Origin of the sequence: Aeromonas sp. FDAARGOS 1405, assembly GCF_019048265.1 — a bacterium.
GTDB classification, from domain to species: Bacteria; Pseudomonadota; Gammaproteobacteria; order Enterobacterales; family Aeromonadaceae; genus Aeromonas; species Aeromonas veronii_A.
The window spans coordinates 644,262-665,275 of sequence record NZ_CP077311.1; the positions used below are offsets into that span (position 1 = coordinate 644,262).

General features: G+C 58.7%; 20 protein-coding genes. 8 read left to right on the forward strand and 12 right to left on the reverse strand.

The genetic code is table 11. From position 1 onward, the window contains the following. Window positions 1-3: 3 nt before the first annotated feature. A complete protein-coding gene (locus I6L35_RS03050) occupies window positions 4-432 on the reverse strand; it encodes a DUF2753 family protein (protein WP_005335785.1) in 429 nt (142 codons plus the stop codon). 210 nt (window positions 433-642) lie between these two features. After that, window positions 643-1,350, reverse strand: coding sequence for a ParB-like protein (locus I6L35_RS03055; protein ID WP_216979504.1), 708 nt, complete (start codon window positions 1,348-1,350; stop codon window positions 643-645). A gap of 184 nt (window positions 1,351-1,534) precedes the next feature. On the opposite strand from I6L35_RS03055, the gene I6L35_RS03060 reads away from it, so the two are divergent. The 3 genes from I6L35_RS03060 (at window position 1,535) to I6L35_RS03070 (ending at window position 5,254) form a co-directional block, all read left to right on the forward strand. Beyond that, window positions 1,535-3,139: an ABC transporter substrate-binding protein gene (locus tag I6L35_RS03060; RefSeq protein ID WP_216979505.1), complete on the forward strand. Its 1,605-nt coding sequence runs from the start codon at window positions 1,535-1,537 to the stop codon at window positions 3,137-3,139. 118 nt (window positions 3,140-3,257) lie between these two features. After that, window positions 3,258-3,557 (forward strand): hypothetical protein, encoded by a 300-nt coding sequence (locus I6L35_RS03065; RefSeq protein WP_013723462.1) that lies wholly within the window; start codon window positions 3,258-3,260, stop codon window positions 3,555-3,557. Window positions 3,558-3,694: 137 nt separating this feature from the next. Further along, a complete protein-coding gene (locus I6L35_RS03070) occupies window positions 3,695-5,254 on the forward strand; it encodes a PAS domain-containing methyl-accepting chemotaxis protein (RefSeq protein WP_216979506.1) in 1,560 nt (519 codons plus the stop codon). A 68-nt stretch (window positions 5,255-5,322) separates the two neighbouring features. Here I6L35_RS03070 and dusA read toward each other — a convergent pair whose 3' ends face one another. Next, window positions 5,323-6,309: a tRNA dihydrouridine(20/20a) synthase DusA gene (gene dusA / locus I6L35_RS03075; protein WP_216979507.1), complete on the reverse strand. Its 987-nt coding sequence runs from the start codon at window positions 6,307-6,309 to the stop codon at window positions 5,323-5,325. 137 nt (window positions 6,310-6,446) lie between these two features. Between dusA and zur the strand changes: the two genes are divergently transcribed. The 3 genes from zur to I6L35_RS03090 are packed head-to-tail and all read left to right on the forward strand — an operon-like array spanning window position 6,447 to window position 7,591. Next, window positions 6,447-6,905: a zinc uptake transcriptional repressor Zur gene (gene zur, locus I6L35_RS03080; protein WP_160882369.1), complete on the forward strand. Its 459-nt coding sequence runs from the start codon at window positions 6,447-6,449 to the stop codon at window positions 6,903-6,905. Then, a complete protein-coding gene (locus I6L35_RS03085) occupies window positions 6,895-7,356 on the forward strand; it encodes a chemotaxis protein CheX (RefSeq protein ID WP_005343179.1) in 462 nt (153 codons plus the stop codon). Before zur ends, I6L35_RS03085 begins: the two co-directional genes overlap by 11 nt. Window positions 7,357-7,360: 4 nt before the next feature. Then, a complete protein-coding gene (locus tag I6L35_RS03090; RefSeq protein WP_157161479.1) occupies window positions 7,361-7,591 on the forward strand; it encodes a hypothetical protein in 231 nt (76 codons plus the stop codon). A 73-nt stretch (window positions 7,592-7,664) separates the two neighbouring features. On the opposite strand, the gene brnQ (I6L35_RS03095) is transcribed toward I6L35_RS03090, so the two are convergent. The 3 genes from brnQ (I6L35_RS03095) to I6L35_RS03105 all read right to left on the reverse strand — a co-directional run bounded on the left by brnQ (I6L35_RS03095) (window position 7,665) and on the right by I6L35_RS03105 (window position 11,606). Continuing rightward, on the reverse strand, window positions 7,665-8,942 hold the full coding sequence (gene brnQ, locus I6L35_RS03095) for a branched-chain amino acid transport system II carrier protein (RefSeq protein WP_254204564.1): 1,278 nt from the start codon (window positions 8,940-8,942) through the stop codon (window positions 7,665-7,667). Window positions 8,943-9,399: 457 nt separating this feature from the next. Continuing rightward, a complete protein-coding gene (brnQ, locus tag I6L35_RS03100; protein ID WP_254204517.1) occupies window positions 9,400-10,659 on the reverse strand; it encodes a branched-chain amino acid transport system II carrier protein in 1,260 nt (419 codons plus the stop codon). 236 nt (window positions 10,660-10,895) lie between these two features. Next, a complete protein-coding gene (locus I6L35_RS03105) occupies window positions 10,896-11,606 on the reverse strand; it encodes a tRNA1(Val) (adenine(37)-N6)-methyltransferase (protein ID WP_139408756.1) in 711 nt (236 codons plus the stop codon). A 119-nt stretch (window positions 11,607-11,725) separates the two neighbouring features. Here I6L35_RS03105 and srmB point away from each other — a divergent pair, with 119 nt between their 5' ends. Next, window positions 11,726-12,949, forward strand: a complete 1,224-nt coding sequence (gene srmB, locus I6L35_RS03110) for an ATP-dependent RNA helicase SrmB (RefSeq protein ID WP_216979510.1) — start codon at window positions 11,726-11,728, stop codon at window positions 12,947-12,949. Window positions 12,950-13,021: 72 nt separating this feature from the next. Here srmB and I6L35_RS03115 read toward each other — a convergent pair whose 3' ends face one another. Genes I6L35_RS03115 through rnr form a run of 4 tightly spaced genes read right to left on the reverse strand, consistent with a single transcriptional unit; the run spans window position 13,022 to window position 17,248 of the window. Further along, entirely contained in the window at window positions 13,022-13,477 is a 456-nt protein-coding gene (locus tag I6L35_RS03115; RefSeq protein WP_216979511.1) for a GNAT family N-acetyltransferase, read from the reverse strand. A gap of 56 nt (window positions 13,478-13,533) precedes the next feature. Then, window positions 13,534-14,106: a Crp/Fnr family transcriptional regulator gene (locus I6L35_RS03120; protein ID WP_108612042.1), complete on the reverse strand. Its 573-nt coding sequence runs from the start codon at window positions 14,104-14,106 to the stop codon at window positions 13,534-13,536. A gap of 2 nt (window positions 14,107-14,108) precedes the next feature. Further along, window positions 14,109-14,858, reverse strand: coding sequence for a 23S rRNA (guanosine(2251)-2'-O)-methyltransferase RlmB (gene rlmB, locus I6L35_RS03125; RefSeq protein WP_216979512.1), 750 nt, complete (start codon window positions 14,856-14,858; stop codon window positions 14,109-14,111). Beyond that, a complete protein-coding gene (gene rnr / locus I6L35_RS03130) occupies window positions 14,855-17,248 on the reverse strand; it encodes a ribonuclease R (RefSeq protein WP_216979513.1) in 2,394 nt (797 codons plus the stop codon). Before rnr ends, rlmB begins: the two co-directional genes overlap by 4 nt. A 134-nt stretch (window positions 17,249-17,382) precedes the next feature. Between rnr and I6L35_RS03135 the strand changes: the two genes are divergently transcribed. Then, entirely contained in the window at window positions 17,383-18,405 is a 1,023-nt protein-coding gene (locus I6L35_RS03135; protein WP_005343157.1) for a GGDEF domain-containing protein, read from the forward strand. Between the two features lie 130 nt (window positions 18,406-18,535). On the opposite strand, the gene ompA is transcribed toward I6L35_RS03135, so the two are convergent. Both ompA and I6L35_RS03145 read right to left on the reverse strand, forming a co-directional pair. Further along, entirely contained in the window at window positions 18,536-19,573 is a 1,038-nt protein-coding gene (gene ompA / locus I6L35_RS03140; RefSeq protein ID WP_216979514.1) for a porin OmpA, read from the reverse strand. Between the two features lie 265 nt (window positions 19,574-19,838). Then, complete coding sequence (locus I6L35_RS03145; protein ID WP_069526899.1) at window positions 19,839-20,876, reverse strand: SGNH/GDSL hydrolase family protein; 1,038 nt, start codon at window positions 20,874-20,876, stop codon at window positions 19,839-19,841. Between the last annotated feature and the right edge of the window lie 138 nt (window positions 20,877-21,014).

The following is a 21,014-nucleotide window of genomic DNA, read 5'->3' on the forward strand; positions in this document are numbered from 1 at the left end:
CAGTTAGTTGAGGCGAAAACGGCCGATCAGCTCGCAGCCCTGCACCTTGTCCTGCAGCTGGATCAGCCGGGCAATTTCCGGATTGGGGTGGCGCTTGAGAAAGGCGAGCAGAGCGCCGCGACAGCAACCCAGCTCGCTGATCAGTGCCTCACACTCCCGGTTGGGGCATTGTGGCACCAGCGCCGTGACCAGCTCGGAGGCAAGCTTCAGGTAGCGCAGCTCGTAAGTCGGCTCATCCATCGCCCGCCAGAAGTCGGCCAGCCGGTGACAGGTGGCGACCCGCATGGTGGCCAGTTCGGTCAACTCGACCTGGGTCATCTCGTAAACATCCCCCAGCGCCTGCTGATAAAAGCAGATCGCCGCCCCCAGCGAACCGGCCTGCCAGGCACGCTCCGCCTCCAGCATGTATCGTTGCCAACTTTGCGGTGTCATCTCGCTCTCCCGAATCCGTCATGGTGGGAGTATTATCATGGCTAATTGAGAATAAATATCAACCAGAGGGTTAGTGCAAGATCTCTCATACCTCTGGCGACCTTGCCAAAACCATCATGCGCAATACTCACCTCCAGACAGAAAGAGGGCGACACAAGGGGCGCCCTCTTTTATCCTCGGCAGCTCTGGATGCCGTCATCGCGCATCCGCTCACTGCGCGCTTTTGGACTGGTTGAGACTGCACTGCTTGCCAGGATAACCGGGCAAGTCACTGGCATCGCTGCCGCAGGCGAGCCGTTTGGCCTGTTGCAGCCGTGCCGCCAGATTGGTGCTATCTACCGGCATCCACTGCATCTGCTTGCCGAGCCAGCTGGCCCAGGCAAACTCGACGAAATAGACCTGTTTATCCTTGCGAAAGTAGCCCGAATCCTGCAACAGTCCGGCGAGGGTGCGATAGGGGTAATCAGGCAGCTTGTCGATGCTGGTCGGCAACTGCTCCGGGGTCAGCGGCTGCCCCTTCTCATCCTTGAGCCAGGCCCAGTGGTTGTTCTGCATCTGGCTCCAGAAGTTGGCTTTGTCCTGCAGACGGCCAATCACCTTGACCCGGGCATCCTTGACGCCCTGCTGCCACAACGCCTTGGTGAGATGGTGGCGGTCCACCAGCCAGTAGCTGCCATCCGGCGCAATGACCACGGGGATCTCTTTCTTTTTCATCAACTTGTCGAGCTGCTTTGCGCTCATGCCCGCCACTGTGGCCTGGGTCTCATCGACCTGGATCTGGCCGACGCCCCCCTGAGTCGGGTGCAAGGCATCGATGCCGATCTCGCACCAGTTGCCCACCGCCGTGTCGCTCTGGCACGGGGCCAACGCCCAGGCCCCCTGGCTCAGCACACCGGCCAGCAATAACCATGCTTTCATCGTTTGACACTCCTCACCACATTGAACTGCACAGACGCCGGGAACGCTCTTCTACCCCGATGGGGAGTGAGAGTCGAATGCTGGCGGTCAGACCAGCAAACGGGATATCATGATTTCCCATCTGTCGGCGATATTTTCTCGCCGAGTTTTCTCTCCGCTTCACACTATTTGAAGGATCCGACCCATGAAAGGATGGAGCCCCTTGCTGGCCCTGCTGGGCTGTGCTGCTGTCCAGGCTGCCGATATTCCCGCCGGAACACAACTCGCCGCCGAGCAGATTGTCGTTCGCCACCTCAAGGATGAACCTGCCAGCCTGAGCCCGCTCAAGCTGGTCGGCCTGCCGGAGTTGCAGGTACTGCGGGATCTGTTCGAGGGGCTGCTGACTCAGGGGCCGGATGGCAAACCGGTTGCCGGGGTGGCGGCCAGCTGGGAGAACAAGGGCAACCAGTTCTTTACCTTCCATCTGCGCCCGGATGCGCGCTGGTCCAACGGCGATCCGGTCAAGGCCGGCGACTTCGTCTACAGCTGGCGCAAGCTGGTCGACCCGAAAGAGGCGGCCACCTTCGCCTGGTTTGCCCAGCTGGCCCGTTTCGACAAGGTGGACGAGATAGTCGCTGGCAAATTGCCTGCCAGCGAGCTGGGGGTCAAGGCCCTCGATGACCACACCCTGCAGGTGACCCTCTCCCAGCCGGTGCCCTACTTCCTGAACCTGCTAAGCCACCCCAGCCTGTCGCCGCTCCATCAGGCCAGCATCAAGCAGTACGGCAACCAGTGGACCCAACCCGGCAAACTGGTGGGCAACGGTGCCTTTGTGCTGAATAACCGGGTAGTCAACGAGAAGCTGGAGCTGACCCCCAACCCTTATTACTGGGATCGGGCCCATACCGTATTGACCAAGGTGATCTTCATGCCAATCAATCAGGAGAGCGCGGCCACCAACCGCTACCTGGCTGGCGATCTGCATATCACCGAATCCTTCCCCAAGGAGCAGTACGACAAGCTGAAGCAGCAGATCCCGAATGAGGTCTATACCCCGGATCAGCTCGGCACCTACTACTACGCCTTCAATACCAAGCAGGCACCACTGAACGATGTGCGGGTGCGCAAGGCGCTCTCATACACCATCGACCGCGCCCTGATCGCCAACAAGGTGCTCGGTACCGGCGAGAAACCGGCTTATCACTTCACTCCGGATGTGACCGCCAGCTTCACCCCAACCGCCAACCTGCTCTCCACCAGCAGCCAACCGGAGCTGGACAGCAAGGCCAAGGCCCTGCTCAAGGAGGCCGGTTACGGCCCGGACAAGCCGCTCAAGCTGACCCTGCTCTACAACACCGCGGAAATTCACAAGAAGATGGCACTGGCGATTGCCAGCATGTGGAAGCAGAAGCTGGGCGCCGAGGTCGAGCTGACCAATCAGGAGTGGAAAACCTATCTCGACAGCCGCCAGAGCGGTCAGTTCGAGGTGATCCGCTCCTCCTGGGTCGCCGATTACAACGACCCGTCAGCGTTCCTTGGCCTGTGGGGCTCTCGTCACAGCGGCAATATGGCTGGCTTTGCCAATGCCCGTTATGACCAGCTGCTGGCAGAGGCGGCCAGCACTCAGGATGCAGCCAGTCGCAGCAAGCTGTTTGGCGAGGCTGAGACGATCCTGCTGGATCAGGCTCCCATCGCCCCCATCTACCAGTACACAAATGCCCGCCTCATCAAGCCATGGCTCAAGGGCTACCCCATCAACAACCCGGAAGATGTGGCCTACAGCCGCCAGCTGTACCTCGTCAAACACTGAGACCGGCCACAACGATGCGAGGCCCCGCAGGGCCTCGCTATTGATACTGTTCACAGCTCGATTTCCAGCCTAAAATGCCGCCCCTTCTGTTCAATTAATCTTCAATACCCAGTCAGACATGCGTTATTTGATACTGCTCTCGTTGTTGTGGACCCTGCCTGCCCAGGCCAACAGCGAATCCCAATGCCAGCAAGAGTTTGTCGGCTGGATGCTGCATCAGCAGCAACAGTTCAGCGATCGCAAGTCTGACAAGATGGAGCGGCGCCGGGCCGAGCGGGCCATCGAGTTGGCTCGTCAGGAGTACGACAAGCAGGCCAGCTTCTGCAAAACCATGCAGCTTGTACATGAGTACAAAGATGATGATCCTCGCCTCGCCCCAAGAAAGGGTGAAGTTCACGATTTCACACCGGCCAGCTGACCCTCACTTCATCAATTCATTGTGTTGATTAATTGACCCAAGCCAAGTTCGGGTCACTGAAGAGCCTTAGAATGATTAACTGAGAACGACAATAAAAAATATATTTATCAGTTATTTGGCTTTTTCAGGAACGACACATGACCAGACTCCATCAGGAGGGGGAGATACACTTCCCCGACAACATCGCACTCATCTCGACCACTGATCCCGCCAGTCATATTACCTATGCCAACCAGCACTTCTGTGATGTGGCCGGGTACGGTGCAGCCGAAATGGAAGGGGTACCCCACAATCTGGTGCGACACCCCGACATGCCCAAGGTGGCCTTCGCCGACATGTGGCAGCGGCTGCGACAGGGCAAAAGCTGGATGGGGCTGGTCAAGAACCGCGCCAAAAGCGGTCAGTTCTATTGGGTAAACGCTTACGTCACCCCGATCCTCAACGCCCAGAAGGAGATCGTCGAGTTCCAGTCGGTGCGCACCAAACCCGCCGCCAGCGATGTGGCCTGGGCCGAGCAGCTCTATGGCCTGCTGCGCAGCGGCAAGGCGCTTCCCTGGCTGAGCCGTTTTCACTTTGAACCGGGTCAGCTGACCCTCTGGCTCTCCGTTTCTGCGTTGCTCACTACCCTTGCTACTTTTGTCACCGGCAACCTGTTATGGCTGCTGCCCACCGCCTTGTTGCTGTTGGCACAGGCAATCCACGGCTGGCGATTGCAGCAACGGCTGGCTCATCTGCTCACCCTTGCCGATCAAGACAAGGGAACCCGCCTCTGTCAGGTGCTCTACACCCGACGGCGCGACACCCTGGCGGCCGTCGAACTGGCCCTGCGGATGAAGCAGGCCGAGCTCAAGGCCGTGGTCGGGCGCAGCGCCGACACTAACCAGCAGATCCTGCAGGCAGCCGAAGATGACCGGGGCAATATCCAGACCATTGATACTCATCTGCAGCAGCAGCGCGCCCACAGCGAGCAGCTGGCGACCGCCATCACCGAGTTGAGCCACTCCATTCGCGATGTGGCCCACAGTGCCCATGAGGCGAGCAATCTGGTTATAGAGGTACAGCAGGTCTCCGATGAGGGGCTGCAAGCATTGGCGACCACCCGATCCGCCGTCAACCAACTTCATCAGGAGCTGGATGCCAACCATGCCGTGCTGGCCCAGCTCACCAGCGACAGCCAGAAGATCAGCGGTATTCTGGAGGTGATCAGCCAAATCGCCGACCAGACCAACCTGCTCGCCCTCAATGCGGCCATCGAGGCCGCTCGGGCGGGCGAACAGGGGCGTGGTTTTGCCGTGGTGGCGGACGAAGTGAGGGCGCTGGCCCAGAAGACCCGAGCCTCGACCAGCGAGATCCACGAGATGATCCAGGCGCTGCAACAGACTACACGACAGCTGTCAGACGGGATGACACAAGGGGCGCAGACCTCGGTACGCTGCCAGCAGCACGCGGGCACCACCGCCGACGTGCTCACCCAGATCAACCGGATGCTGGGGCAGGTAACCCGCACCAGCGACGAGATCGCCCAGGCGGTGAGTCAGCAGGCCGACGTCACGGCGACCCTCGATGAAGGGGTACACCAGATCCACCAGCTGGCCAGCCACACCGCCGACAACAGCAGGCAGGCGCTAGATGGCATCACCCTGCTGGTAGAGCGGCTGCAGGATCTCTCGCGGCTGATCAACCAGTTCAGATATTGAAGCGACAGCGATCAAAAAAGCGCGTCAACTGACGCGCTTTTTGTTGCTCTTGCCTTGGCACAACTGGCTTATTCTGCCGTCTCGCTGGCGGCAAACTCCGGCACCTTGGCCATGGCATCCAGCACCACCTGAATACCGGCGCCCGGCTTGCAGGCGTTCTCACTCAGGTGACGACGCCAGGCGCGGGCTCCCTGCATGTTCTGGAACAGCCCCAGCATATGGCGGGTCATGTGGGAGAGGTAGTTGCCCTTGGCCAGCTCCTGCTCGATATAGGGCAGCATCATCCGAACCACTTCATGGCGGCTCGGCACAGCACTGTTCTGGCCGAACACCAGGTTGTCTACCTGCGCCAGAATGTAGGGGTTCTGATAGGCTTCACGCCCCATCATAACACCATCAACGTGTTGCAGGTGCTCAAGGGTCTGCTCCATGGAGATGACGCCGCCGTTGAGGGCAATGGTGAGCTCCGGGTAATCCTGCTTGACCCGATAGACCCGAGGATAATCGAGGGGCGGGATCTCGCGGTTCTCCTTGGGGCTCAGACCACTCAACCACGCCTTGCGGGCATGGACGATAAAGGTATCGCAACCGGCATCGCGCACCTGCTCGATAAAGGCCTGCAGAAATTCGTAGGAGTCCTGATCATCGATACCGATACGAGTCTTCACCGTCACCGGAATATCGACTACATCGCGCATCGCCTTGACGCAGTCAGCCACCAGCGCCGGTTCGCCCATCAGGCAGGCGCCAAAGCGGCCGTTCTGCACCCGATCGGAGGGGCAACCGACGTTGATGTTCACCTCGTCATAGCCGCGCTCCTCGGCCAGCTTGGCACAGCGCGCCAGATCGGCCGGATTGCTGCCCCCCAGCTGCAGGGAAATGGGGTGCTCCTGCTCGCTGTAACCCAGATAATCCCCCTTGCCATGGATGATGGCGCCGGTGGTCACCATTTCGGTATAAAGCAAGGTCTGGCGACTCATCAGTCGATGAAAGTAACGGCAATGCCGATCAGTCCAGTCCAGCATGGGGGCGATGGAAAAACGCTGCGCCTGCATAAAAATCATCCGGGTTGGCTAAAGAAAGGGGCGGATTTTATCACAACGTGAAGCAACCCCAGAAAATGAATTTTGTCGCCGCGCCATGCGAGGCCCTGTGATAGTATCCGGCTAATAGAAAGGGTATCTGCGTGATCATGAATCAAGACCAACTTTTACAACGAGCCGAGCGACTCTGTATACAGCGAGGGATCCGCTTCACCCCGACCCGACGTCAGGTATTTCGCCTGCTGGCGGCACACGGCAACGCCATCAGCGCCTATGATTTGTTAGCCCAGCTGCAACAAACCGAAGCCAATGCCAAGCCGCCAACCGTCTATCGGGCACTCGATTTTTTGCTCGAGCAGGGTTTTGCTCACAAGGTGGAATCTCTCAACGCGTTTATCTTCTGCTGCCACTTCGATCACGCTCACCCGATGCAGCTACTGATCTGCGATGAGTGCGGTGATGTGGTCGAGCTTCACGACTCGGCGATCGATAGCGCGTTTTCCGAGCAGGCCCACTTGCATGGTTTTACTATTACCAATAAGACGATAGAGGCACATGGCCAATGTGCCCGTTGTACGCCCACTGTAGGAAGTCATCATGAAGGCTGATTTTGTAAATCCGTTCCTGCTATCCCTGCTCAATGTGCTCTCGACCATGGCACAGCTGGAACTCAAACCGGGCAAACCGAAACGCAAGATGGATGAGTTGGCGCGCGGCGACGTCTCCGGCCTGATCGGCATGGTCGGCCCGCAGACCCGTGGTTCCCTCTCCATCAGCTTCGAGAAGGGGCTGGCGCTGGAGATCATGCGCCGTATGCTGGGGGAAGCGCCCGCCTCCATCAACGAAGAGGTGACCGACATGGTCGGTGAAATCACCAACATGGTGACCGGCGGTGCCAAGCGGATGCTGGGTGAGAAGGGCTACGAGTTTGACATGGCGACCCCCATCATCGTCTCAGGCCCCAACCACACCATCACCCACCGTGCCGATGGCACCAAGATTATGATGCCGTTCGAATCCGATTTCGGTCGCGCCACCATCGAAATCTGCTTCGAGTAATCCTATGTGGAAAGCATTGAAATGGATTTTCATCTGCTGGGCCCTGCTGTTGATCCTATCGGACATTCAGATCAGCACCTCCCTCTACAAATACGAGGATAACCGGGTACTCATCAACTTCCCGCGCTGGGAGACCAAGCAGCCTTGGGGCACCTTCGAGTGGCATGCCGGACGGGTGGAAACCCACTGGTATGGTCTGGAGGGTAAACCCAAGCCGTCAGGCCCGCAAATCTGATCCGGTAACGGATCCGGCAGAAACAGAAGAGGCCAGCAGATGCTGGCCTCCTTGCTATCTCGTTGTTTCTGAATCAAGCCGCCTCGGCAGCCAGCTTCTCGGGCGGGCGAACCACCATCCCTACCACGCAAGCCAGCAGGGTCGGCATCAGCCAGGCAAGGCCATTGTCGAACAGCGGCAGGAAAGCAAACGCATCCATCTTCATACCGGCAGCTCGCAGCCCATCCAGACAGCCAAACAGAAAGGCGACCGCCAGCACGCCGCGAAACACCCGCCGTGGATGGGCAAACCACCCCTTGAGGAAGGTGAGCAGCACCAGCGCGATGGCGACCGGATAAATGGCCACCAGCACCGGGATGGAGAGGCCGATCAATTCGCTCAATCCCACATTGGCCACCAGTGCACAGAGCGCCCCCAGCAGCATCACCCAGTTGCGATAGGCCCAACCTGTCAGGCCATGGAAGTAGTCAGCACCGGCACAGAGCAGGCCGACCGCACTGGTAAAACAGGCCAGGGTGATGATGGCAGCCAGAATAAACTGACCCGGTTGGCCAAACAGGCTCAGGACGTAGGCATTGACGATAGCGCCGCCATTGCTGATATCGCTCGCAACCCCACCGGCGCTGTTGCCCAGCTGAAAGAGTGAGACATACACCGCCGACAACCCGACCGCCGAGATCAAGCCCGCAATGGTCAGATATTTGAACTGGCTGCGATAATCCTCAATCCCCTTCTGGCGCAGCAACCCGATGATCAGGGCGCCAAACATCAGGGAGGCCAAGGTATCCATGGTGTTGTACCCCTCCAGCATCCCCTTGGTCAGGGCTGCATCTATGTACTCACCGCTGGCATCAGGCATGGTGCCCTGCGGCGTCATAAAGACCCCGACCGCCAGAATAAGCAGCATCGCCATCAGGGCTGGGGTCAGATACTTGCCGACCGCATCGAGCAGTTTGCCCCGATCGAGCGCCACTAGGATCACCAGCGCAAAGAAACTCAGGGTGTAGATCAGCAGCCCCTCATGACCGGCATCGCCGAGCCAGGGCTTGAGCCCCATCTCGTAGGCGACCAGACCGGTGCGGGGAATGGCAAAGGCGGGCCCCATGATGATATAGATGACGATGGCCAGCGCCGTCGCCACCCCGGCGGGCAGATAGCGGGTCATTCCGGTCCAGCCACTCGCACCGCCCCCCGAACTCCCCTTGGCCACCGCAATCAGGGTGATCAGCGGCAAGCCCACTGCCGTCAGCAAAAAGCCGCACATGGCGGCCAGCAGATGCTCACCAGCCATAAAACCGGCCAGCGGCGGAAAAATGATATTGCCAGCCCCCAGATAGAAGGCAAACGTCATAAACCCCAATCCGAATACGTCGGACAACTTCAATGATTTCGTCAAACTCAACCTCATCTGCCTTATCAGCTTGTTATTGATTGCACCCACTGCCTGGCAGATAACCGGTAACAATACCTCTCGCCCCCACACGGCCCTCGGACCGGATGAGGCGCACCACCTTTAGCATAAAGAAGAAGAGTTCGATCTCAATCACCAATTAATATCTTGAAACAATTTACTGCTGCGGAATTAATCGCCGAACAACTCGGCGTTCCATAAACAGGTGTCACACGTGGCGTATGGGAGGTAAGAAGGGGGGAACAGGTTATAGCGGCCAAATACGGCTGCTCAGATGCTATCTGCGAACGGTGACAACTACGGCAGTGTAAAGCGAGGCGAGAAACGAAGCTCACAGAAAACAAAAGAGCCTGCACGGGGCAGGCTCTTGCTCTTGGCAATATCACATCGGGCGTGATCAGGCAGCTTCGGCAGCCATCTCGGTCGGACGCACCATCATGCCAACTACGCAGGCCAGCAGGGTCGGCATCAGCCAGGCGAGGCCCTTGTCGAACAGCGGCAGGAAGGCGAACGCATCCATCTTCATGCCGGCAGCACCCAGACCATCCAGGCAACCGAACAGGAAGGCAACCATCAACACGCCACGGAACACCAGACGGGGACGGCCGAAGTAACCCTTCAGGAAGGTGACCAGTACCAGCGCCACGGCAACCGGATAGATGGCAACCAGCACCGGAATGGAGAGGCTGATCAGCTGGCTCAGGCCCACGTTGGCCACCACGGCACAGATAACGCCCAGCAACACCACCAGCTTCTTGTAAGCCATGCCGGTCAGATTGTGGAAGAAATCGGAACAGGCGGAGATCAGACCGACTGCAGTGGTAAAGCACGCCAGAGTGATGATGGCCGCCAGAATGAACTGACCCGGCTGACCAAACAGGCTCAGTACGTAAGCGTTGACGATGGCGCCACCGTTGCTCACATCGGTCGCCACACCGGCTGCAGTGTTGCCCAGCTGGAACAGGGAGACGTACACCACGCTCAGACCAACGGCAGAGATGAGGCCGGCAATGGCCAGATACTTGAACTGGCTCTTGTAATCGTTGATGCCTTTCTGGCGCAGCAGATCGACGATCAGGGCGCCAAACATCAGGGACGCCAAGGTGTCCATGGTGTTGTAGCCTTCCAGGATCCCTTTCACGAAGGGGCTGTTCTGATAGTCACCGGACGCATCAGGCATGGAGCCTTGCGGTGCTACGAATACACCGATCGCCAGAGTCAGCAGCAGCAGCATCAGTACCGGAGTCAGGTATTTGCCGATGGCGTCCATCAGCTTGCCCTGGTTCATGGAGACCAGAATGGCCACACCAAAGAAGATCACGGTATAGACCGCCAGACCCGCTTGCCCCATATCACCGATGAACGGCTTGAGGCCCATCTCGTAGGCAACCAGACCGGTACGGGGCGCGGCAAAGGCCGGGCCGATGATGATGTAGATGGCAACGGCCAGCGCAGTCGCGACACCGGCAGGCAGCAGTTTGGTCATGCCATCCCAGCCGTTACCGGCTTTCGCCACGGCCAGAATGGTCACCAGAGGCAGGCCCACGGCAGTGACCAGGAAGCCAAACATCGCCAGGGAGAGGTGCTCACCAGCCATGTAACCGGCCAACGGCGGGAAAATGATGTTACCGGCGCCCAAGTAGAAGGCGAAGGTCATAAACCCTAATCCGAGTACATCGGACAATGTGAGTGATTTCGTCAAGTTCAACCTCGTCTGTCTTGTAAATTATTGCTTGTTATAGTTTTTATCGGTCGATGACCGGGTGTGTTCAGGGGGTATAAAAAAAGAGCCCCGCATGTTTTTTCATCGCAACCAGTGGTTTTAGCTGGTCTGGAGCGGGCGCTCGATCTGGAACCAGCATAATGGCGTGAAAAAATAGTTCAAGACGAAATTTACATCTTCAAATAGAAGGGGTTGGTCAGTTGGATATATCTGTCGGAATAGGCCCCATCAGCAGAATGGATCACAATTTCACCCCTCTCACACCTGTTTAATCCTCTGCCAAGTAGCAATAAAACACGATTTGCCTCTTTACCCTCTCTGGTGATAACAGCTGTATAACAAATGCCATGCAGATCATAATTCGCCGAAATGCATAAAATTTCATCGGCCATCGCAGTCGGCAGCACCAGCGCCACCTGCCCGTTCGGGCTCAGCAAACGATCGCAGGCCGCCAGTAATGCGTGGCTGTCGAGGGCGCCGGTATGGCGGGCCAACGCCCGCGCCGGATCGCTAAATGACTGGCCTGCCACGAAATAGGGAGGGTTGGAGACGACAAGATCGTAAGGGGCGGCCTGATAATCCTGAATGGCACTCTCTATGACGGTCACCCGATCGGCCCAGGGAGAGGCAGCCGCATTCTCCCGCGCCTGACTGGCCGCATTAATATCCAGCTCGACCGCATCAAGACGGCAGTCAGATCTGCTGCGCTGGGCCAGCATCAGGGCAATCAGGCCGCTGCCGGTGCCGATATCGAGCACTCGACGCGCCTGTTCGACCGGCGCCCAGGCACCGAGCAAAATGCCATCGGTGCCTACCTTCATGGCGCAGCGATCGTGATTAATATGGAACTGTTTGAAGGTAAATCCGCGACTACGTCCCATCTGGCCCCCGTCATCTGCAAAAATGGTGGGCGATTATAGCGGCTAAGACACACTCACCAATAGGAGCCGACGAGATAATCGCCTATAATCTGCCGTTTCCTTAATGACCGAGTATTGCCATGAGCCAGTCCTTTGATGATTTCGACCTGCACCCCGCCCTCAACCGGGCCTTGGCCGAGATGGGATTCACCCGCCCCACCACCATCCAGCAGATGGTGCTGGAGCCAGCCCTGGACGGCCGCGATATTCTGGCATCCGCACCGACCGGTACCGGCAAGACAGCCTCTTTCCTGCTGCCGGCACTCCAGCACCTGCTGGACTTCCCGCGCCGCAAGCCGGGCCCCTGCCGCATGCTGATCCTGACCCCGACCCGCGAGCTGGCGCTGCAGGTGACCGCACACGCCAAGGCGCTGGCGGCTCACACCGACCTCAGCATCGAGACCATCATCGGCGGCGTCAGCCATGAAGAGCAGCTGCCTGCCCTGACCAAGACCACCGACATAGTGGTCGCCACCCCGGGCCGTCTGCTCGAATACATCGAGAAAGAGGAGTTCGAGAGCCACGACATCGAGGTGCTGGTGCTGGACGAAGCGGACCGCATGCTGGACATGGGCTTTATCAAGGATGTGAACCGCATCGTGGAAGAGGCGCGCTACCGCAAGCACACCATGCTCTTCTCCGCCACCCTGGAAGGGGCCGGCCTCGAGAAGTTCGCCAACGAGATCCTCAAGGATCCGGTGGAGCTGCACGCCGAGCCGCCCCGCAGCGAGCGTCGCCCCATCACCCAGTGGATCCATCTGGCCGATGACGCCGCCCACAAGCTGGCGCTGCTGACCCATATCCTGAAAGATCCGGAAACCCAGAAGGCGATCATCTTCGTCAAGACTCGAGAGCGTCTGGCGGAGCTCTCCGGCCAGCTGCAGGCTGCGGGTATCTCCTGCGCCTGGATCCGTGGCGAAATGGAGCAGAGCAAGCGTATCGAGTCGATCCGCAAGTTCCACGAAGGGGAAGTACCCTTCCTGATCGCCACCGATGTCGCCGCCCGCGGCATCGACCTGCCGAACGTCAGCCACGTCATCAACTACGACATGCCCTACGGCGCCGATGTCTACGTCCACCGGATCGGCCGTACCGGCCGCGCTGGCAACCGTGGCTGTGCCATCAGCCTGGTGGAAGCCCACGACATGGCGATGGTCGCCAAGATCGAGCGCTACACCGAGGAGCGCCTCAAGCGCCGGGTGATCGACGAGCTGCGCCCGAAACACAAGGAAGCGCGGGTTCCGGTGAAGAAGAAAAAGCCGGTCGACAAGAAGAAGTCCGCCAAGAAGAAAAAGAAGAAGTGATCGCCTGGCGATAAAGAGAAGGGCCATCCCGCGGGATGGCCCTTCTGCATTCTGAATCACTCTGACGAGTGGTTATGCCGCCACTCTGCGCATCCCCATATGGGGGATATCGTCTTCGAGATAGCCTTCCCCTTCCGCTACAAAACCGTGTTGGCCATAGAAGCCTTGCAGATGGGCCTGAGCCCCCAACCAGATGCTGTGAGTCGGCCAGCGCGCCTCACACGCCTTGACCGCCTCGCTGATCAGCTTATGACCAAGACCACCGCCGCGCGCCTTGGGTGAGGTCACCACCCGGCCGATGGCGGCGCCGCTCTCATCGCCGATGCCGGGCGCCATAATCCGCGCGTAAGCAGCAAGCTGGTCGCCCTGATACCCTAGCAGGTGCCAGACCCCTTCGCGGCGATCCAGCCCGTCCAGATCCTGAAAGGGGCAGGTCTGCTCCACCACGAACACCTCAGCCCGCAGCGCCAGCAACTCATACAACTCGTCTGTGGTCAGTTCAGACCAGGGTTTCAGGATCCAGTTCATCGGCAACTCCTTATCAGTTCGGCCTGCCAGCATAATCGTGGCGCCAGCGCCCTGCATTAACCTTTGTTAAGTTCTTTCAGCCGTTTGCGAATGCGGCTCAGGCTGATGGGTGTGATACCGAGATAGGCGGCGATCTGGTGGTCTGGCACTCTGGCATCGAGCGCGGGAAAGCTGTCGAGAAAGTGCTGATAGCGTGCCTGCGGGCTGCCGGTCAGCAGCAACTGCTCCTTCTCCTCCTTGATGCGCAGCTGCACCTCCAGCAGGTGCTGGTACCAGCGCGGCCAGCCGGGTAGCTGGCGCAAGTCGGCCAGACTGAACAGCTGCAGACGGCAGGGCTCCAGCGCCTCCACGCTGTAGCGGGCCGGCTCACCACTGAGCAGGTGGTGGAAGTCGAGAAACTCGTCTCCCTCCCAGTAGAACTCCTTGATGTACTCGCGGCCATCCTCCAGCACCAGCTTGGCCCGCAGCAGCCCCTGCTCCACCCTGACCAGCAGATCCGGGCTGTCGCCGGCATGCCAGAGGCAGCTTTTCGGGCTGAGGGTCAGCGGGCGGGCAAAAGAGAGGAGGCGCGCGGCCTCCTCTTTATCTGCGACCTGCGCCCAATCGAAGGGGGGTCTGTCAGTCAGCATGATTAACCGCGACGCTGACGCACGGCTTCAAACAGGCAAACGCCGGTTGCCACCGAGACGTTGAGGCTGGATACCGCCCCTGCCATCGGGATGCTCACCAGCTCGTCGCAGTGCTCGCGGGTGAGGCGACGCATACCCTTGCCCTCTGCCCCCATCACCAGCGCCATCGGGCCGGTGAGTTTGGCCTGGAACACGTCGTGATCCGCCTCGCCGGCGGTACCAACGATCCAGACGCCACGCTCCTGCAGCTCGCGCAGGCTGCGGGCCAGGTTGGTGACCTGAATGAGCGGCACCACTTCGGCGGCGCCACAGGCGACCTTGCGCACGATCGGGGTCAGACCGGTGGCCTTGTCGCGCGGCACGATCACCGCATGCACGCCGGCCGCATCGGCGCTGCGCAGGCAGGCGCCGAGGTTGTGCGGATCGGTCACGCCATCCAGCACCAGCAGGAAGGGTTGAGTCTGTTGCTCGGCCAACTTGTCCAGCAGGCTGGCCAGATCGTGCTCGGCGAGCTTGGGCGCCTCTTTCACCCGGGCCATGATGCCCTGGTGATTGTTGCCCTCCGCCTTGTCGTCGAGCGTCTTGCGGTTCACGCTCTGCACCTTGAGGCCGAGCGCATCCAGTTCGGCCAGCAGGGGTTGCAGCCGGTCGTCATCGCGCCCCTTGAGGGCCCACACTTCGATGAAACGCTCCGGGGTGCGCTCCAGCAGCGCGGATACAGCGTGAATGCCGTAGATCAGTTCAGTACTCATTTAGTGCTCTTGGCCTTGTCGCGAGCTTTTTTGCTCGGTCGTCTGTTGCTGGGTTTGGCACGGCCACCCTTGTCGGATTTGCCGTGATCCTTGCCCTCTTTACGTTTTTCGTGACGCTGTGCGCTCTTGGCCTTCTCTTTCTTGATCTCGGCCTGCTTGCGCGCCATCTCTTTGGCGTTCTTGCCGGTTGCCTTGAGCGGCTCTTCCACCATCACGAAGTCGATCTTGCGATCATCCAGATTGACGCCCATCACCTTGACCCGCACCTTGTCGCCCAGACGGTAACGGCGGCGGAAGTTCTCGCCGATCAGCTGCTGGTGCAGCGGGTCGAACTGGTAGTAGTCGTTGGTGAGGGTGCTGACGTGCACCAGACCGTCGATGTGGATCTCCGCCAGGCGGACAAAGAAGCCAAAGCCGGTGACGCTGGCGATAACGCCGTCAAACTCGTCACCCACATGATCCAGCATGTACTCGCACTTGAGCCAGTCGGCCACATCGCGAGTGGCATCGTCGGCACGGCGCTCGGTCATGGAGCAGTGCTCGCCCATTGGATCCACTTCTTCCAGCTGGTAGTGGTAACCACCGCTCGGGGTCCACTTGTGGCGCAGGTTGGCCTGCTGCTCCTTGGCGGTCTGATACTTGATCGCGCGGTGCAGGATCAGGTCTGGGTAACGACGGATCGGCGAGGTGAAGTGGGCGTAGGACTTCAGGGCCAGGCCGAAGTGACCGATGTTGTCGGCCTGATAGATGGCCTGACGCATGGAGCGCAGCAGCATGGTGGAGAGCAGCTCCGCATCCGGTCGCCCTTCAAACTTGGCAGCCAGCTCGGCGAAATCTTTCGGCTCGGGCTCGAGACCGCCCTTGAGCTCCAGACCCAGTTCGGCCAGGAAGTCACGGAAACCGGTCAGACGCTCTTCACCCGGACGGTCGTGCACGCGGAACAGGGCAGCAGCTTCGTTCTTCTCGATGTAGCGGGCGGCAGCCACGTTCGCCTGGATCATGCACTCTTCGATGATCTTGTGGGCGTCGTTGCGCACCAGCGGTACAATGCGGTCGATCTTGCGCTGGGCGTTGAAGATGAAGCGGGTCTCTTCGCTCTCGAACTCCACCGCACCGCGCTGATGGCGGGCATGCTTGAGCGCCTTGTAGAGGTTGTTGAGCTCCTCGATGTGGCCCACCAGCGGCTCGTACTGCTGGCGCAGCTTGGGATCGCCATCCAGGATCGCCGCCACCTTGGTGTAGGTCATACGGGCGTGGGAGTTCATCACCGCTTCGTAGAACTTGTAGCCGGACATGCGGCCGGCGGCGGAGATGGTCATCTCGCACACCATGCAGAGCCGGTCAACCTGCGGGTTGAGCGAGCAGAGGCCGTTGGAGAGCACCTCCGGCAGCATGGGCACCACGAATTCGGGGAAGTAGACGGAGTTGCCGCGCTGATAGGCTTCGGTGTCGAGGGCGGTGCCCGGCTTCACGTAGGCGGAGACGTCGGCAATGGCCACCCACAGGCGCCAGCCGCCGCCGCGCTTGGCTTCACAGAAGACGGCGTCATCGAAGTCACGGGCATCTTCCCCGTCGATGGTAACCAGCGGCAGAGCGCGCAGGTCGATGCGACCTTCTTTAGCCTTCTCCGGCACCTCTTCGCCCAGACCGGCAACCTCTTTAGTCACTTCCTCGGGCCAAGTGTGCGGGATACCGTGGGTACGCAGGGCGATTTCGATCTCCATGCCGGGCGCCATGTTTTCACCCAGCACCTCCAGCACGGTACCCACCGCGTTGAAGCGGGCGGTGGCACGCTGGTTGATGCGCACGACCACCACCTGGCTCTGGCGAGCCCCTTTGTTTTCCCCTTCAGGGATAATGATGTCCTGGCCGATACGGCTGTCGTCGGGTACCACAAACCCGACACCGTTCTCGACGAAGTAACGACCGACGATATCCGCTTCGCGTGACTTGAGCAGACGCACCAGACGTGCCTCCTGACGTCCTTTGCGGTCGATCTCGGTCGGTTGCACCAGCGCATAGTCGCCATGCATCAGACGCTGCATTTCACGGTTATTCAAAAACAGATCCGGACCACCACCTTCCGGACGCAGAAAACCGAAGCCATCCTTGTGACCCAGCACATAGCCTTTCACCAGATTCAGGCGATCCGGCAGGGCATAGCACTGGTTGCGGGTAAAGACCAGCTGACCATCGCGCTCCATGGCGCGCAGGCGGCGGCGCAGGGCCTCCAACGGCTCTTCTTCTGTCAGCTTGAGGACCTTTGCCAGCTCTTCCCGTGACATCGGCTTTTCATGGCCCTTGATGAGGTCGAGGATAAGTTCACGACTTGCAATGGGGTTTTCGTATTTTTCGGCCTCGCGTTCGAGGAAAGGATCTTTTTGAGACATAAGCAGGCCTTAGGGTTGGTGGTAACGGTGCCATTATATCGGAGGGGGGGGCGAATGGCATCCATCGGCTGCCTTTTGGCCAATCTCTCTGTCATACTATGTGCAGTTCGCTGGCATGATGAGACATAGAACTCATGAGTAAGGATACATTTGCCCAATCTGCCGCTTATCTCAAGCAGGCAGTTCCCCTGATGATCAAGTACCAAATCCCAACTACGCCGGACAATTACCATCTCTGGTACAACTATGTCTCGGCCAGCATGCCCGAACTCAACCAGGCGATCGATCAAGCCATCAAGTTGCAGGGAACCTGCTCGCTCACTACCTGCGAGCGGCTCTATCACCAATATCTGGCTGCGCAGGACGAACAGCAGATGGAAGCCATGAAGCTCAACCTTGCCGCCATGGCCAATGAACTGGGTCACTCGATGCAGGATGCCATCTCCGACACCGGCATGTTTCAGGAAATGCTCGACAAAAGCTTCGACAAGTTGAGCAAGATCGACGATGAGGGTTTAAGTCTGGAAGATACCATGGGCATCTTGCGAGACTTGGTACGCGAGTCACGGGATGTACGCATGTCCACCATGCACTTTCGCAGCCAGCTCAGCAATGCGGAGAAAGAGATCAAGGAGCTGCGTGCCGCACTAAACGAGACCCGCAAACTGGCCAACGAGGATGCCCTCACCAACCTGCTTAACCGCCGGGCCTTCGATCTGGAGCTGGAGGGATTGATCCGCAGTCAGCACCCCTTTTCACTGATCCTCGCCGATATCGATCGGTTCAAAAATTTCAACGACGAGTACGGTCACCTGCTCGGCGATCAGGTACTGCGCGCCTTCAGCAAACGGCTGCGCGATGCATGCAAAGAAGGTGTCACTGCATATCGACTGGGTGGGGAAGAGTTCGCCATGCTGGTGCCCCATCGCTCGCTGGCACTGGCCAGACAGATGGCAGAGAGCATGCGCCGTTCCATAGAGCGGATGTCGATTCTGGATCGCAAGTCGGGCCGCCGCATCGACCACATCACCGCCTCGTTTGGCGTAGGTGAATTCAACGGTCAGGAGAGCGCAGACTGTCTGGTCGAACGTACCGACAAGCTGCTCTACAAGGCCAAGGAGCTGGGGCGCAACCGGGTGATGCCGCTCCCTTCCTGATTTGTCCCCTGCCCGACCGCAATGCCAATGTAAAAAGCCAGTCAGCTCAACTGACTGGCTTTTTGGTCTCTCTTGCACCGACAGGGGCTGTTCATTCCAGCCCCAGTGAAGAGCAGCTCAGTGTGAAGGATTACTCCTGCACCTCGCTGACACCTTCGACTTTCACATCAACACGGCGATCCGGAGCCAGGCAGACGATCAGCTCACGCTTGGACTTGCTGACGCAGCTGTCGCCGGTAACCGGTGAAGATTTACCACGCCCTTCCACATTGATCTTGGCGGCCGGAATCCCTTTACCAACCAGATAGTTGGCAACGGTCTGGGCACGCTGCTCGGAGAGTTTCTGGTTGTAGGCATCGGAACCGATACGGTCGGTGTGACCAATTACGGTTGCCACGCCATCTTTGGGTCGTGCTTGTTCAATCTGACTATAGAGGCTATCAAGTGCCTGACTGGCCTCTGGCTTGAGAGTCGCCTTGTTGAAGTCAAACAGCACATCGGAGCTCAGGGTGAACTGCTTCTCAACCATCACAGGTGCAGGAGCAGGTTCCGGAGCTGGGGCGGGCGCCACAGGGGCAACCTGACCAAAGCGATAAACCGCAGCCAGCGAGAGCAGGCCGTTATCCATTCTCAGACCGGTATCATCGCGGCTGCCATACGGGGTGGTGTACTGGTACTCCAGGCGAGCAGCCCAGTCGAGGTTGAATGCATACTCGGCACCCAGTGCTCCGACCATGACAAAGCGGCTGTCATCTTTGTAGACATCGCTCTTGGTATCAGCCCAGCCATAACCGCCACCGACACGACCATACAGATCCAGATTATCGGTAACTGGGAAACCCAGTTTCAGGGTCAGTTGAGCCAGCTGTGCAGTCACCTCATCGCTAAAAGCTGCACCGCTCTTCACTGCGTCGTATTTATATTTGCCCAGGTAGTCGTAACCCAGCTCCAGTCCAAGATTCTTGTTGATCTGATAACCGCCAAACACGCCTGCACCCAAGGCATCGTTGGTCTCATTGCCAAGGGTCAGGGCATTGCTTTCATCAATGCCGTAGAAGTTGGACCAACCCAGTTTGGCACCGCCATACCAGGTGTTGTCTTGACCGGCAGCCTGGGCATTGGCCGCCAGCAAGCCGGTAACCAGCAAGGTAATCAATGATTTTTTCATGTTTGAGCCTCTGCAACTTTATGTAGGAGGAGGTTGATTGATATCACCTCGTCTTATAGGTGCAACCACCCAAAAGCGATCGCAGCATATCAACGTTAGCCTATTTTCAAGTCACTGATATCAATTAACAAAAAACACTCTAACGCAACCACGTTACAAAAACAGCAACAAGCGTTTGTTATTTGAACTGAATGTGACGTAAAAAGACGCACAGATGAGGGCAGATATGAGAAAAAGGCCAGCAACATACTGGCCCGAAGCGATATCAGTGACGAACAAACTCGTAGTGCTGATCGATAAAGTCAGCAACACGCTGGCTCAGTACCTTGTGCACCGTCTTGGTCGGATGCACCTGATCCCAGAACATATGCTCATCGCAGTTGAGAGTCGCTGCTCGCCCTTTTGCCTGCCCGCTCACCACCGCCTGCGCCAGGATCGGGTTACCGGCAATAGCCACTCTTTCGGAGACACTCAAAGCCGGGGTCGCAGCCACCTCGGCGGCGCTGCCGGAGAACGGCTTCCATGTATAGCCACCACCGTAGCAGGCGTGTTCTGTGTCACTCAGCCCGAACTGCTGAGGATCGCGCATCATCTCGTCAAACTGCTTGTCCACTTCGAACAGCTTCACTATGCCGAGGGGAGCCAGCTCGCGAGTGAGGTTCTGCAACTTCTGGTTGTGGTAGCTGGCCACATGGCGCACCTTCTCCACCACCTTCATGCTGCGGGCTGACGGGGTCTGCCCCAGATCAGGAATGTTGAACAGCAGGATCTGCTGCGCGCCGTTGAGCACCAACCGGTTGGATGCCAGCCGGATGGTATCGATCACCCGATCCGCATCCCGCTCGGTGTTCCAGCCATAGGCCAGATAATCGTTGGCACCGACCCAGATCACCACCAGATCATCGGGGCGGAACTTGTCCTTTTTCAGGAACTGGTCGATCTCGTAATCGAGGTTGTTGATCACCTGATATTTGGGATCCCAGGACCAGAAACCGAGCCAGCCATTCAGGGCACCCAGATGGTTATAGGCCACCGCCGTTGCACCGCCTTCCGCCTCGTTGGCCACGACCAGACCGGGGAAACGCTCGTCACCCAACTGCTCCAGCCACACCGGGCCGTTGCTGAAGCGCCCGTTGAAGTAAGGTGGGCTGGAGGGGAGATACCCCCGCATCTTCTTGTACATCTTGCCGGTATCGGAGAGGCTGTCACCAAACATCACGACCCGGGAAAAAGGTTGGCGTCCCTCTGCCGCTTGCGCGGTCAATGCCATTAACCCCAATAAACAAACAAGCCATTTTTTCATATTGTTATGCTCTTCGATTAAGCAGGTGAGACCTGCGGACTTCTCCTCGAATGGCGACAGGCATGGGAAGAGTCTGCTGCCACTGACTTCTGGTGAAGGCGACAGATTACAGTTCCATATGAAATCACACATGTTCCG

What these genes read in the sequence shown, in the direction of transcription:
- I6L35_RS03050 (WP_005335785.1), bottom strand. Translation starts at nt 432, where the DNA reads ATGACACCGCAAAGTTGGCAACGATACATGCTGGAGGCGGAGCGTGCC.
- I6L35_RS03055 (WP_216979504.1), bottom strand. Translation starts at nt 1,350, where the DNA reads ATGAAAGCATGGTTATTGCTGGCCGGTGTGCTGAGCCAGGGGGCCTGG.
- I6L35_RS03060 (WP_216979505.1), top strand. Translation starts at nt 1,535, where the DNA reads ATGAAAGGATGGAGCCCCTTGCTGGCCCTGCTGGGCTGTGCTGCTGTC.
- I6L35_RS03065 (WP_013723462.1), top strand. Translation starts at nt 3,258, where the DNA reads ATGCGTTATTTGATACTGCTCTCGTTGTTGTGGACCCTGCCTGCCCAG.
- I6L35_RS03070 (WP_216979506.1), top strand. Translation starts at nt 3,695, where the DNA reads ATGACCAGACTCCATCAGGAGGGGGAGATACACTTCCCCGACAACATC.
- dusA (WP_216979507.1), bottom strand. Translation starts at nt 6,309, where the DNA reads ATGCAGGCGCAGCGTTTTTCCATCGCCCCCATGCTGGACTGGACTGAT.
- zur (WP_160882369.1), top strand. Translation starts at nt 6,447, where the DNA reads ATGAATCAAGACCAACTTTTACAACGAGCCGAGCGACTCTGTATACAG.
- I6L35_RS03085 (WP_005343179.1), top strand. Translation starts at nt 6,895, where the DNA reads ATGAAGGCTGATTTTGTAAATCCGTTCCTGCTATCCCTGCTCAATGTG.
- I6L35_RS03090 (WP_157161479.1), top strand. Translation starts at nt 7,361, where the DNA reads ATGTGGAAAGCATTGAAATGGATTTTCATCTGCTGGGCCCTGCTGTTG.
- brnQ (WP_254204564.1), bottom strand. Translation starts at nt 8,942, where the DNA reads ATGACGTTTGCCTTCTATCTGGGGGCTGGCAATATCATTTTTCCGCCG.
- brnQ (WP_254204517.1), bottom strand. Translation starts at nt 10,659, where the DNA reads ATGACCTTCGCCTTCTACTTGGGCGCCGGTAACATCATTTTCCCGCCG.
- I6L35_RS03105 (WP_139408756.1), bottom strand. Translation starts at nt 11,606, where the DNA reads ATGGGACGTAGTCGCGGATTTACCTTCAAACAGTTCCATATTAATCAC.
- srmB (WP_216979510.1), top strand. Translation starts at nt 11,726, where the DNA reads ATGAGCCAGTCCTTTGATGATTTCGACCTGCACCCCGCCCTCAACCGG.
- I6L35_RS03115 (WP_216979511.1), bottom strand. Translation starts at nt 13,477, where the DNA reads ATGAACTGGATCCTGAAACCCTGGTCTGAACTGACCACAGACGAGTTG.
- I6L35_RS03120 (WP_108612042.1), bottom strand. Translation starts at nt 14,106, where the DNA reads ATGCTGACTGACAGACCCCCCTTCGATTGGGCGCAGGTCGCAGATAAA.
- rlmB (WP_216979512.1), bottom strand. Translation starts at nt 14,858, where the DNA reads ATGAGTACTGAACTGATCTACGGCATTCACGCTGTATCCGCGCTGCTG.
- rnr (WP_216979513.1), bottom strand. Translation starts at nt 17,248, where the DNA reads ATGTCTCAAAAAGATCCTTTCCTCGAACGCGAGGCCGAAAAATACGAA.
- I6L35_RS03135 (WP_005343157.1), top strand. Translation starts at nt 17,383, where the DNA reads ATGAGTAAGGATACATTTGCCCAATCTGCCGCTTATCTCAAGCAGGCA.
- ompA (WP_216979514.1), bottom strand. Translation starts at nt 19,573, where the DNA reads ATGAAAAAATCATTGATTACCTTGCTGGTTACCGGCTTGCTGGCGGCC.
- I6L35_RS03145 (WP_069526899.1), bottom strand. Translation starts at nt 20,876, where the DNA reads ATGAAAAAATGGCTTGTTTGTTTATTGGGGTTAATGGCATTGACCGCG.